At 66.7% G+C, this 12,709-nt stretch carries 11 protein-coding genes; 7 read left to right on the top strand and 4 right to left on the bottom strand.

Annotated elements, in window-relative coordinates:
• Window positions 1-28 precede the first annotated feature (28 nt).
• The gene (locus BLP96_RS04945) at window positions 29-652 is read left to right on the top strand and encodes an L-threonylcarbamoyladenylate synthase (RefSeq protein ID WP_089683734.1); all 624 of its coding nucleotides are present in this window, start codon (window positions 29-31) and stop codon (window positions 650-652) included.
• Between the two features lie 14 nt (window positions 653-666).
• Here BLP96_RS04945 and BLP96_RS04940 read toward each other — a convergent pair whose 3' ends face one another.
• Both BLP96_RS04940 and BLP96_RS04935 read right to left on the bottom strand, forming a co-directional pair.
• Window positions 667-1,542, bottom strand: coding sequence for an ion transporter (locus tag BLP96_RS04940; protein ID WP_089683732.1), 876 nt, complete (start codon window positions 1,540-1,542; stop codon window positions 667-669).
• A complete protein-coding gene (locus BLP96_RS04935; RefSeq protein ID WP_089683730.1) occupies window positions 1,539-2,402 on the bottom strand; it encodes a CYTH domain-containing protein in 864 nt (287 codons plus the stop codon). Before BLP96_RS04935 ends, BLP96_RS04940 begins: the two co-directional genes overlap by 4 nt.
• A gap of 139 nt (window positions 2,403-2,541) precedes the next feature.
• Between BLP96_RS04935 and BLP96_RS04930 the strand changes: the two genes are divergently transcribed.
• The 6 genes from BLP96_RS04930 to glrR all read left to right on the top strand — a co-directional run bounded on the left by BLP96_RS04930 (window position 2,542) and on the right by glrR (window position 10,470).
• Window positions 2,542-3,222: a TIGR00153 family protein gene (locus tag BLP96_RS04930; RefSeq protein WP_089683727.1), complete on the top strand. Its 681-nt coding sequence runs from the start codon at window positions 2,542-2,544 to the stop codon at window positions 3,220-3,222.
• 68 nt (window positions 3,223-3,290) lie between these two features.
• Complete coding sequence (locus BLP96_RS04925) at window positions 3,291-4,556, top strand: inorganic phosphate transporter (protein ID WP_089683725.1); 1,266 nt, start codon at window positions 3,291-3,293, stop codon at window positions 4,554-4,556.
• A gap of 305 nt (window positions 4,557-4,861) precedes the next feature.
• Complete coding sequence (argA, locus tag BLP96_RS04920) at window positions 4,862-6,175, top strand: amino-acid N-acetyltransferase (protein WP_089683723.1); 1,314 nt, start codon at window positions 4,862-4,864, stop codon at window positions 6,173-6,175.
• An 813-nt stretch (window positions 6,176-6,988) separates the two neighbouring features.
• Window positions 6,989-8,485, top strand: coding sequence for a sensor histidine kinase (locus BLP96_RS04915; protein WP_089683721.1), 1,497 nt, complete (start codon window positions 6,989-6,991; stop codon window positions 8,483-8,485).
• Window positions 8,482-9,024: a hypothetical protein gene (locus tag BLP96_RS04910; protein ID WP_089683719.1), complete on the top strand. Its 543-nt coding sequence runs from the start codon at window positions 8,482-8,484 to the stop codon at window positions 9,022-9,024. The genes BLP96_RS04915 and BLP96_RS04910 overlap by 4 nt, the downstream gene beginning before the upstream one ends.
• A 30-nt stretch (window positions 9,025-9,054) precedes the next feature.
• Window positions 9,055-10,470 carry a two-component system response regulator GlrR gene (glrR, locus tag BLP96_RS04905; protein WP_281182548.1) on the top strand — a complete coding sequence of 472 codons (1,416 nt, stop codon included), beginning with the start codon at window positions 9,055-9,057 and terminating at the stop codon, window positions 10,468-10,470.
• A gap of 66 nt (window positions 10,471-10,536) precedes the next feature.
• Here the strand turns inward: glrR and BLP96_RS04900 are convergent, their stop codons facing one another.
• A complete protein-coding gene (locus tag BLP96_RS04900) occupies window positions 10,537-11,190 on the bottom strand; it encodes a peroxiredoxin (RefSeq protein WP_089683718.1) in 654 nt (217 codons plus the stop codon).
• A 126-nt stretch (window positions 11,191-11,316) separates the two neighbouring features.
• A complete protein-coding gene (gene xseA / locus BLP96_RS04895; RefSeq protein ID WP_089683716.1) occupies window positions 11,317-12,657 on the bottom strand; it encodes an exodeoxyribonuclease VII large subunit in 1,341 nt (446 codons plus the stop codon).
• Window positions 12,658-12,709: the final 52 nt, after the last annotated feature.

Genomic DNA, 12,709 nt, shown 5'->3' with positions numbered 1-12,709 from the left:
CATCAACCATGAACGACAGGAAGCGATCATGAGCCAATATTTCCAGATTCATCCCGACAATCCCCAGAAGCGCCTGATCGATCAGGCGATCCAGATCATCCGCGACGGCGGCGTCATCGCCTACCCCACGGACTCCGGCTATGCGCTGGGTTGTCACCTGGGCGAGAAGAAGGCCATCGAGAAGATCAAGTGGCTGCGTTCCCTCGACGATCGCCACAATTTCACCCTGGTGTGTTCGGACCTTTCCGAGATCGGCACCTACGCCAAGGTGGACAACGCCGTCTTTCGCCTGCTCAAGGCGCACACGCCGGGCCCCTACACCTTCATTCTCACCGCCAGCACCGAGGTGCCACGGCTGCTGTTGCATCCCAAGCGCCGTTCCATCGGCGTGCGCGTACCCGATCACCGCATCACCCACGACCTGCTGGCCGCGCTCGGTTCACCGCTGATGAGCGTGACCCTGATTCCCGAAGACGACGAGCTGCCGATGACCGACCCGGAGGCGATCCGCGAGCGCTATGGCGCCCACCTGGATCTGGTCATCGACGGCGGTGCCTGCCATCTCGAGCCGACCAGCGTCATCGACCTGCGTGAGCTGCCGCCCAAGGTGCTGCGCGAGGGGCGCGGCGACGTCGCGCCCTTCACCGAATAGCCAGTGCGGAGGCGTCATTCGTCGCCGGTGCCTTGCGACTCGCGCGGATCGGGCGTGGTCTCGTCGAGCCAGGTACCGCACTTCAGGCAGTAGCGGGCGCGCTTCTCGTGGCGGTCGTGGCCACAGCCCGGGCAGGCTTCCTCCGAGTAGCGGTCGGCGCGGATGGAGCGGATCACCTCTGCGGAGAAGACCCCGGTGGGCACGGCAATGATCGAGTAGCCGATCAGCATCACCAGGGTGGAGATCGCCCGGCCGAGCGGCGTGACCGGAACGATGTCTCCGTAGCCCACCGTGGTCAGCGTGACGATGGCCCAGTAGACGGCGATGGGGATGCTGGTGAAGCCGGCCTCGGCCGGCTCGATCATGTACACCAGCGCGGCGAAGATGGTCACCAGCATGAAGACGGTGAACAGGAACAGAAAGATCTGATGGGTGCTGCGCTTGAGTGCGCCGATCAGCAGCCGTCCCTCGCCGACGAACTGCATCAGCCGCAGCACGCGGAAGATGCGCAGCACCCGCATCACCCGCACGATCACCAGCGACTGGGCGCCGGGAATCAGCAGCATCAGCCAGGTCGGCAGGATGGCGATCACGTCGATGATGCCGTAGAAACTCTTCAGGTACTGCAGCGGCCGCTCCAGGGTGTAGAGCCGTACCGCCAGCTCCACGGTGAAGGCCAGGGTGAAGACCCACTCCACGCGGTAGAACAGCCAGCCGTACTTGGCGTGGTAGCTGGGCACGCTGTCGAGCATCACGACCCCGACGCTGGCCAGGATGGCGAGGATCAAGGCGATGTCGAAGCCCTTGGCCAGCGGCGTGTCCGACTCGAAGACGATCTGGAAGACGCGTGTGCGCAGGCCTTCCCCGGCCGGCTTCAGCGAGTGGCTCATGGCGTGGGCTCCGGGTCGTCCGAGGCGGTAGCGTTCAGTCGCCGTGCCAGGTGCAGCGCCACCTGGCCGAAGGCGGGCGTCAGCCAGTCGGCGGCTGACAGGCGGGCAGCGAGGTCATCGGCGTCACGGTCTTCGAGCGTTCCCAAGGACTCGCGGGCAACCTGGCGCCAGCGCTCGTCGCCGGTGTCGGCCAGCGCATCCAGCGCGCTCATGGCGCGCTTCAGACCGGCCAGCGGCGGGCCGCCGGGCGGCAGCTTCCATTCGGCGGCGAGCAGTGCCGTGCCGCGGGCCGCCTTGCTGGTCTCCGACGGGCGCAGCGCCACGCGTTCGGCCAGCTCGGCGGCGAGTTGCCAGAGGGACTCGGGCGTCCCGGTCTCGAGTTCCAGCTCCAGTTCTCGGATGGGCGCGCGACGGTTGCCGCTGCGAATCTCACCTTCGTCCAGTGCGATTTCGACCCTGGCATCGGCGAGCGTCAGCGTCCAGACGTGCCGGGTGAAATCGGTGGTGAAGCGTGGCGCGAGTCGCTCGAGAGCGTCCTGGCCGAGGGCGGCCATGGGTGGCAGTTCGGCCAGGCCGGGCAGGTCGAGGCCGGGGCCCGGTACGGGCCACTCCCACTCGCCACGGCGGCTCAACCCTCCCGCGCCGGAGCCTTCGGTCTTGAGCGTTTGACGCAGGGCGTCGCCACGGCGCCGTAGGCGCAGGGCCATGCGCGCTGCCTGCAGTGCGCCGTCCGGAGTGTCGTAATAGGTGTTGGCGAGCGACAGGGTCGTCGGCGACAGGCCGGCCAGACGTGGATGAGCGGTGAGCGCCTGAGGTCCGGTGGGACCCAGCGCCAGTTTCAGTTCGATCTCTTGACCCATGGACGACTCCTGGTCGGTGGATGCCCGCAGTGCAGAAGTGTGACGGTTGCGTGACGAATTGATGTCGGAAATTTTTCAATGACGTGACAAAAGTGAGTCACTATACTGACGCCGCCATTTCTCAAGCGCATGATACGCCATGGTGACACCCAATCCGTTCTCGGCGATGTTCGGTCGCTCTCCGTTCCAGCCGTTGCTGGCACACATCGTCAAGGCTCACGAATGTTCCGACAAGCTGCTGCCCTTCTTCGAAGCGTCGCTCCAGGGAGACTGGGACGAGGCCGCTGCGATTCGTGAGAGCATCACGCGGTTGGAGCACGAGGCCGACAGCCTCAAGACCGAGCTGCGCCTCAACCTGCCCAACACGCTCTTCCTGCCCGTTTCACGTAGCGATCTGCTCGACCTGATCAGCGTGCAGGACAAGATCGCCAACAAGGTGCGCGACATCACCGGCATCATGCTGGGTCGCAAGATGCAGGTGCCCAACGAGCTCGCCGGGCCCATGCGCGACTACATGCATACCGCCGTCGCTTGCGTGGCTCAGGCACGTCAGGCCCTGGAGGAGCTCGAGGATCTGCTGGAGTCCGGCTTCGGACGCCACGTCTCGGACGTGATGCAGAACCTCATTCGGGAGCTGCACGTTCTCGAGCAGCAGGCCGACAACCAGCAGGTGGCCATTCGACGCCAGCTGTTCGAGTTGGAGGACCGTCTCAAGCCGGTCGACGTGATCTTCCTCTACAAGATCATCGATTGGGTCGGCGAGCTTTCCGACCGCGCCGAGCGCGTCGGCAGCCGTCTGCAGATCCTCACAGCCCGTTGAGTCGACGGCCCGCCATCGCGGGCCGTATTCGTTTTCGTCAACCCGACAGCTACATAGGAAGCCACCCTATGTCGATCATCGCGCAACACGGCGACACCTTCATCATTCTTGCCTGCCTGTTCGGCTTCTTCATGGCCTGGGGCGTCGGGGCCAACGACGTGGCCAACGCCATGGGCACTTCGGTGGGCTCCAAAGCCATCACCATCAAGCAGGCGATCATCATCGCCGTGGTCTTCGAGTTCCTCGGTGCCTGGCTCGCCGGCGGCGAAGTCACGCAGACGATCCGCAAGGGCATCATCGACCCGGCCATGCTGGAGAGCGATCCGCAGCTGCTGGTCTACGGCATGCTCGCTTCACTGCTGGCCGCGGCGACCTGGTTGCTGATCGCTTCCATGAAGGGGTGGCCGGTTTCCACCACGCATTCCATCGTCGGTGCCATCGTCGGCTTTGCCCTGGCGGGGCTGGGCATGGAGGCGATCGGTTGGGCCAAGGTGGGACAGATCGCCGCCAGTTGGGTGGTCTCGCCGCTGCTCGCCGGCACCATCGCCTTTACCTTGTTCAAGTCGGTGCAGCATCTCATCTTCGAAGCGCGCGACCCGTTCGCAGCGGCCAAGCGCTATGTGCCGTTCTACATTCTGCTGGTCGGCTTCGCCGTGGCCATGGTCACGCTGACCAAGGGCCTCAAGCACGTGGGGCTCGATCTGGGCTTCGGCGTCAGCCTGCTGGTGTCGATCCTGTTCGGCGTGGGCGTGATGGTGCTCGGCATGCAGATGGAGAAGCGCGTCAAGGCGGGCAGCCGTCAGGCCGATCATTTCGGTTTCACCGGCGTCGAGCGGGTATTCGGCGTGCTGATGCTGTTCACCGCCTGCGCCATGGCCTTCGCCCACGGCTCCAACGACGTGGCCAACGCGGTGGGGCCGCTAGCCGCGGTGATCAGCGTGGTCTATAGCGATGGCGTCATCGATGCCACGGCGCTGGTGCCCTGGTGGGTGCTGGTACTGGGCGGTGGCGGCATCGTCGTCGGCCTGGTCACCTATGGGCACAAGGTCATCGCCACCGTGGGCACCGGCATCACCGAGTTGACCCCGAGCCGCGGCTTTGCCGCGACGCTGGCCGCCGCGGTGACCGTGGTGCTCGCCTCGGGCACCGGGCTGCCGATATCCACCACCCATACCCTGGTGGGCGCCGTGCTCGGCGTCGGTCTGGCGCGCGGCATGGCGGCACTCAACCTGCGGGTGATCGGTACCATCGCCATGTCCTGGCTGATCACGCTGCCGGCCGGTGCAGCGCTGTCGATATCGTTTTTCTTCATGTTCAAGGGCATGTTCGGCTAAGCACGAGCCACGAGCCACGAGCCACGAGCCACGAGTTACGGGACACGAGCCGCGAGCCGCGAGTTACGAGGCACGGGCTACGAGTAGGGCGTTGCAAGATGGCAGCGCCGGTGCATTATGCTGCCGAAGCCCGAAGCCCGAAGCCCGAAGCCCGAAGCCCGAAGCCCGAAGCCCGAAGCCCGAAGCCCGAAGCCCGAAGCCCGAAGCCCGAAGCGGCGGTGCCACGACAGTGGTGCCGCCGTTTTCGTCGCTCTGCTATAGTCAGGCTCTCCTGTTTCCCGTTCACCTGCTGCCGGAGTGCGGCCTTGGATACTCGCTTCCCCTTCGTCGACTGGTTTCGCAATTCCTCGCCCTACATCAACGCCCATCGCGGGCGAACCTTCGTGATCCTGATCGAGGGCGAGGCGATGGCCAACGGGCGCGGCGAGCAACTGATCCAGGACCTGGCCCTGTTGCACACGCTGGGCGTGCGCCTGGTGGTGGCTTTCGGCATCCGGCCACAGGTGAGCCAGTCACTGGATGCCGCCGGCATCGTGCCGCAACGCCATGACGGGCGCTGGGTGGCCGATACGGCGATCATGAGCCATGTCGAGCGCATCGCCGCCGAGCAGCGCCTGTGGCTCGAGGCGCGTCTCTCGCTGGGCCTGCCCAACACCCCGTTGCACGGCGTGGAGCTCACCGCCGTGTCCGGCAATCTGGTGATGGCCAAGCCGCTCGGGGTGCGCGAGGGAATCGATTTCCACCACAGCGGGGAAGTGCGTCGGGTGCGGGCACCGGCCATCCAGGGGCTGCTCGAGAAAGGCTCGCTGGTGCTGCTGCCGCCGCTGGGATTCTCCAGCACCGGTGAAGTCTTCGACCTCGACGCCGCCGAGGTGGCCCAGCAGGCCGCCGTGGCGCTTGCCGCCGACAAGCTGATCCTGCTGGGCGACGCCCCCGGCCTGTACGACGCGCACGGTGCCTTGCAGCGTCAGCTCACCCCGAGCGAGGCCCAGCCGCTGCTCGCCAGCGCGATTCCCGGCAGCGAGTCGGCGCGCCATCTCACAGCAGCCTGCGCGGCGGCCCGCCATGGAGTGGCGCGTACCCACCTGCTGTCGTGGCACGATCACGACGCCCTGCTGGGAGAGCTCTTCACCCGTGATGGCGTCGGCACCATGATCACCCAGCACCGCTACGAGCAGCTGCGTCCCGCGGAGCTGAGCGATGTCGGAGGGCTTCTCGAGCTGCTCGAGCCGCTGGAGCGGCGCGGCATGCTGGTGCCTCGCTCGCGCGAGCGCCTGGAGCACGAGATCGACGACTACCTGGTGATCGAGCGCGACGGCATGGTGGTGGGCTGTGCCGCCCTGCATGCGTTTGGCGACGCCGCCATGGGCGAGCTGGCCTGCGTGGCGATTCACGCCGACTACCGGGGAGGCGCTCGCGGTTCGATGCTGCTCGGTGAAGTGGAGCGTCGCGCCCGGCGGATGGGGCTCACCGCGCTGTTCGTGCTCACCACCCACACCGCTCACTGGTTCGTCGAGCACGGCTTCGGGCCGGCGGACATCGGCGCTCTGCCGCCGCTCAGGCGCGATACCTACAACCATGCCCGCCAGTCGAAGATCCTCGTCAAACCGCTTACCTGAGCCTGATCTGTCGCCGGCCGACAACGCTCGTGCGGGCGATGTCTCCAAGTGGCGACGCTTTATTTCTTTGATTTTAAAGAGGAAATAGTGAGCCCGATGTTGCGCGTTGCCAAATGGAGACGGTTTCGTCTCGTCGCCTGCTCGGATTCCGCGACCAAGCCGGTTCTTGCCACGGCTTCGTTTTTTTAATTGATTGATTTTAAAGGTTTAGTCTGGTTTTTGGCACGCTTGTCGCTATACACAGAGTGAGCAGAGACAGTGGTTCAACGGCTCGAACCACTGGGTCGCCGAAGCACTCGGGTACCACCCCCATGCCCTGTGCCCCGAGCCTTCGACGACCGGCATCTGTTCCGCGATGTGTAACTCGATTGCTGAACCGGGTTGCGATGAGACGGGTACCGCCAACTGGCAAGGAGAGGTACCAGCGGGCACGGAAGCCCCGGCATGGAAGCCTCATCCCCTACGGGGGATCGAACATCGCGACGGCGCCGAGGCGACGTCGCAGCGAGACGAAGCCGGGCGGTTCGCCGCCCGACCGTGACGGCCAGCCCCTGGTGGCATCGATCCCGGCACGGCGCTTCGCGGGGCCCTCGGGCCCTTGGGAAAGTGTGGGACATGGCTCGATCAGGCGAACGATGCCTCTGCTTTCTCGACCCTTCAGTTCCCTGCGTACTTGGGCCGGCTCAGCCGGCCCTCTTTTTTTGGGTGGCGAACGGCCAGTGCGCCAGGTCCCCTCGGCAGGCGATGAACTCTGTTATCCTGCAGGCATGCCCCATGGCGGTACCCTATCGACTGCTGAATAGAACGCTAGTCATGACCACCCAGGTCTCGCGTCGCTGGCGCCCTCGCTCGTTGCTGCAACTGGTGTTGCTGGCCTTTCTGATCGTGATGCTGCCGCTCGGCGTGCTGATGTTCCAGGCCGGACAGGCACTCTCCGAACTGTCGCGCCTGGCCGATGTCAGCGCTCGTCAGGCGGTGGAGGAAACGCGTCGTGCACGCACCTTGAGCGCCTTGGCGCTGGAGATGGAACGCAGCGCACGTCAGTACGCCGTGCTCGAGCAGGAGAGCCTGATGGAGATCTTCGCCGAGCGGCATACCGAATTTTCCGAGCTGCTTGCCGACCAGCGCGAGCTGCTGCCCGACGAACCGTCGGTGGAGGCGCTGGGTCGGCAACTGGTGCTCCTGGGCCAGTTGCCAGCGCTGGAAGGCGAAGCTCTCGAAACCTGGCTGGCGCTGTTCGCGCCCTTCGCACAGCAGACCGAGGCGATGCGCCAGGCCACCAACCAGAAGATCGACGCGCGCATCGAACGCATTCGCGAGCGGGCCGAGGCCGTGCAGACCCGGCTGTGGGTGCAGACCGGGGCACTGGTCTCGGCGAGCCTGGTGCTGATGCTGCTGTTCAGCTGGCTGATCATCCGTCCGGTGCGCCAGCTCGAGCGGCGCATCCTGGGTATCGGCAGCGGCGTGGAGGGGCCCGAGGCGCGCAACATCCAGGGCCCGGCGGAACTGGTGCGCCTCGGCGAGCGCCTCGACTGGCTGTCGTCGCGTCTCGGCGAGTTGGAAGCCCAGAAGCAGCAGTTCCTGCGCCACATGTCCCATGAGCTCAAGACACCGCTGGCCAGCGTGCGCGAAGGCTCCGCACTGCTCGCCGACGGCGTGGCCGGGGAACTGACGTCGCGCCAGCGCGAGATCCTCACGCTGATCGACACCAGCAGCGGCGAGTTGCAGCGTCTGATCGAGCAGCTTCTCGACTACAATCTGCTGCAGCACCACCGGCCGGCGAATCCGGAACGTCTCGATCTGGCCACGCTGGTCAAGGCCACGTTGGCCAAGCACCGCCTGGCGCTGGAGAAGAAGGGCATGCGGGTGACGGCCTTCGATGGCCCGCTGGAGTGGGTGGTCGACCGTACCGCCACCGGACGCATTCTCGACAACCTGGTGTCCAACGCCATCGGCTACGGCGATGACGGCGGCGAGCTGGAGATCCGGGCCTGGGAAACGCAGGATCGCCTGGTGATGGAGGTGGCCAACAGCGGCCCACCGATTGCCGATGAGGACCGCGACAACCTCTTCGATCCCTTCTACCAGGGCCGTGCGCGTCGCAAGGGGCCGCTCAAGGGGTCTGGCATCGGCCTGTCGGTGGCCGCCGACTGCGCCCGGCTGCAGGAAGGCGTGCTGCAACTGGCCGAGGATGACCGCTTGTCCGTCTGTTTCCGCCTGGTGCTGCCACGTCGCGGGGAGCGCCAGCCTGCCATACTCGACCATTCGCCGTCCGTTTCGACGGATAACGACGCAAGGAACGATAGATGAATTGTCTTCGCCCCCTGGGCTTGTGTTTGGCCGCATTGTGGCTCGGCGGCTGCCAGTGGATACCCGAGCAGCCATTTGGCTCCCCGGAGCCGGAGACGGTCGATGTGACCGTCGCCTGCTATGCCGAGGTGCCGGATTTCACCGAATCGGCGTGCCTGCTGCCGGACTGGATCGCCTTTGGCCTGGCTTCTCAGCGCGGCGACGGCGAGTGGCGCGACGGCATGCTCGAGCGCCTAGAAGGCGAAGCCGCGCAGCGGCGCCTGGCGCGCGCCGTGGTGCTCGGCTGGGGAGACGAGCGCCAGTGGGATCGTGCCGCCGAGCTCTACAAGGCCGACCTGCATGCCGCTCCCGCCGATCTGCAGCCGCTGCTGCGTTACTGGCTCAACGAACTGGAGGGGCGCCGTGCCATGGCCGGCCGACTCGAGCGCTCCCGCGAAGAGCTGGCGGCGCTGGAAGCCGAGAATGCCGAGCTGGCGGAGAAGCTCGATGCGCTGACCGCCATCGAGCGCAATATCAACCTGAGACAGCAGTCGCCTTGAAGAGGGGGATTGCCATTGGGAGATGACAAGATGGACGCGGCTCGACTGCATGATTCCCGCCACTCGCGTGCTCGCGGCGTCGATACGACGCAGGCCGGCAGTCGTCGCCAGGGGGCTCACATCCTGCTGGTGGACGACGACGTCAGCCTGCTGCGCCTGCTGGGCATGCGCCTGGAAAGCCGCGGCTTCCGGGTGACTACCGCCGAAAGCGGGGCGGAGGCGCTGCGTTGCCTGGAGGCCGAGCGCCCCGACCTGGTGCTCTCCGATCTGCGCATGGACGAGATGGACGGCCTGGCGCTGTTCCAGGCGATCCAGCGTGAAGTGCCGGGCCTGCCGGTGATCATCCTGACCGCCCACGGCTCGATTCCCGATGCCGTGAGTGCCACCCAGCAAGGCGTGTTCGGCTTTCTGACCAAGCCGGTGGACCGTGACGAGCTGTTCGCCGCCATCGACGATGCCCTGGCCCATGCGCCGAGCGGCAGCGAAGGCGACATCGCCTGGCGCGCCGACATCATCACCCGCAGCCCCGAAATGGAGCGGGTGCTGGAGCAGGCGCGGATGGTGGCGACTTCCGACGTCAGCGTGCTGGTCACCGGCCCCTCCGGCTCGGGCAAGGAGCTGCTGGCGCGAGCCATTCATCACGCCAGTCCGCGCGCCGACAAGCCCTTCGTGGCCATCAACTGCGGGGCGCTGCCCGAGCAGCTGCTGGAAAGCGAGCTGTTCGGGCATGCCAAGGGCGCCTTCACCGGGGCGGTGAGCGAGCACCGCGGCCTCTTCCAGGCCGCCGACGGCGGCACCCTGTTCCTCGACGAGATCGGCGACATGCCGCTGCCGCTGCAGGTCAAGCTGCTGCGCGCCTTGCAGGAGCGACAGATCCGACCGCTCGGTTCCACCGCCTCGGTGCCGGTGAACGTGCGCATTCTCTCGGCGACCCACCGCGACCTCGGTCAGGCGATGCAGCAGGGCGAGTTCCGCGAAGATCTCTTCTATCGCCTCAACGTGGTCAACCTCAAACTGCCGCCGCTCAAGGATCGTGCCGAGGACGTGCCTCTGCTGGCGCGCCACCTGGTGGCCCAGGCGGCTAGCCGCCACAAGCCGTTCGTCAAGGGGTTCTCCTCGGAGGCGCTCAACCTGCTGGCCACCAGCGCTTGGCCGGGCAACGTGCGCCAGCTGGTCAACGTGGTGGAGCAGTGCGTGGCGCTGACCACCTCGCCGATGATCCCCGAGGCGCTGGTGGCTCAGGCTCTGGCTGCCGAAGACAGTGCCCTGCCCACCTTCAACGACGCCCGGGCCGGCTTCGAGCGCAGCTACCTGGTCAAGGTGCTCAAGATCACCGAGGGCAACGTCACCCAGGCGGCGCGCATCGCCGGGCGCAACCGCACCGACTTCTACAAGCTGCTGGCGCGCCACGAACTCGAGCCGAGTGCTTTCAAGCCCCAGCGCTGAATGCCTGGTACCACGCAAAACCCCCGCCGGAGCGGGGGTCGGGTGGGCCGTAAAGTCAGAGGGCGTTCATTCGGGCAGGCGGGTCTTGCGCAGGTAGGGGAAGATCGTCTCGAACTCGCCGAACTTGGCCTTGGCATCCTCGTCGGACACCGCCGGCGGAATGATCACGTCCTCGCCCACCGTCCAGTCGACCGGCGTGGCGACGCCCTTGCTGGTGGTGGTCTGGAGGGCATCCACCGCGCGCAGGATCTCGCCGAAGTTGCGGCCCACGGTCATCGGGTAGGTCATCGAGAGCTTGAGCTGCTTGTCGGGGCCGATGATGAACACCGAGCGCACCGTGGCGCTGTCGGCCGGGGTCCGGCCGTCCGGCAGGTAGGCGTCGGCGGGCAGCATGTCGAACAGCTTGGCGACCTTCAGATCGCCGTCGGCGATGATCGGAAAATCGACCTGGCTGCTGGAATAGCTCTCGATGTCGCCGATCCAGCCCTGGTGGTCGTCCACGCCATCCACCGAGATGCCGATCACCTTGACGCCGCGCTTCTTCCACTCGTCGCTGAGCTTGGCCACGGCACCGAACTCGGTGGTGCACACCGGGGTGAAGTCCTTGGGATGGGAGAACAGGATGGCCCAGCTGTCGTCGAGCCACTCGTGAAAGCGGATCGTGCCCTGATTGGTTTGTGCTTCGAAGTCGGGTACGACGTCGTTGATACGCAGTGACATCTTGCTCCTCCTGGATCGACCTGGATGAAACTATCCGTAGGCGTTCGCACGGTGATGTGGCGACGCGGTAGATCTACCAGGAAAAGGCATAAACAGCGTCTCGTCAAATTCTCGTTCGCTATATGATTAAGAGCCCTTTCGCTGCGTGACCTCGACGGTCAAGCGGCCCTCGCCCAGCCGGGCGTTCAACTGCTCACCCGGCCGGGTATCGCGAGCGCGCTTGATCACCTGCCCCTCGCGGTTCTCGAGAATCGCATAGCCGCGCCCCAGCACCGCCAGCGGGCTGACCGCCTGCAGTTCGCGGGCCTGCGCGGCGAGGCGTTCGCGCTGGCGTGCCAGGTTATGGTCGATGGCCAGGCCGAGTCGCTGGCGAGCGCTGGCCAGACGCATGCGCGCCTCGGTCAGACCGCGCTCGGGCGGATGGGCGGCGAGGCGCCGCTGCAACTGGTCGAGGTGGCGACGCTGGGCGACCAGCCGCCGCTCCATCGCGCCATCCAGGCGTGCGCTCAGACTCTCCAGGGTCTGGCGCTGGCGCGCCAGCGCCTCGCCGGGGTGGCGCAGTCGCGCGCGCAGGTGGTCGAGCCGCTGGCTTTCGCGCTCCAGCCTGGCCTGGGCGGCGCGCGAGACCCGCTCCTCCAGTACTTGCAAGCGGTGCGTCAGATCGCGACGGTCGGGCACCAGCTGCTCGGCGGCGGCCGAAGGGGTGGGGGCGCGTGCGTCGGCGGCGAAGTCGGCCAGGGTGACGTCCACCTCGTGGCCCACCGCCGACATCACCGGCAGCCGCGAATGCTGAATCGCCCGGGCCAGGTGTTCGTCGTTGAATGCCCACAGGTCCTCCAGGCTACCGCCGCCGCGGGTCACCAGGATGGCGTCGCGCGCTGGATCGAGGGCCGACTGGCGGTTGAGCAGGCCGAGGGCGGCGATGATCGCCGGCGCTGCTTCGCGCCCTTGCACCGGAACCGGGATCAGCGTCACCTCGACGAGCGGCCAGCGCGCGGCGAGCACGGCCAGCACGTCGCGGATCGCCGCCCCGGTGGGAGAGCTTAGCACCAGCAGACGGCGCGGCGGGTAGGGCAGGGCGCGGGCGTTGGCGAACACGCCCTCGGCGGCGAGCTGGGCCTTGAGGCGCTCGAAGGCGAGCAGCAGCTCGCCTTCTCCTGCGGCCTGCACCGCCTCGACGATCAACTGGTAGTCGCCGCGCGGTTCGAAGATCGACAGTCGCCCGCGCACCCGCACGAGATCGCCGTCGCGCAGCGGCGCGGCCACGAAGCGCGCACGGTTGCGGAACAGCGCGCAGCGCAGTTGGGCGCGGTCGTCCTTGAGGGTGAAATAGACGTGGCCCGAACTCGGTCGCGACACGCCGGAAAGCTCCCCTTCCACCCACAGCTCGTCGAAATCGCGCTCCAGCGTCTGGCGGGCGCGGCGGTTCACTTCGCTGACGGAGAGGGCTTCGGGAGAAGCGGGCATGGGCTGGCTCCTGGCTAGATGCGCCACAGCCTATCATGCCCGAAGGCCGAGG

It is taken from the genome of Billgrantia gudaonensis, from assembly GCF_900100195.1.
Lineage (GTDB): Bacteria > Pseudomonadota > Gammaproteobacteria > Pseudomonadales > Halomonadaceae > Halomonas > Halomonas gudaonensis.
Note: the sequence above shows the minus strand (reverse complement) of the source record. Positions and strands in the feature narration are given on the sequence as shown.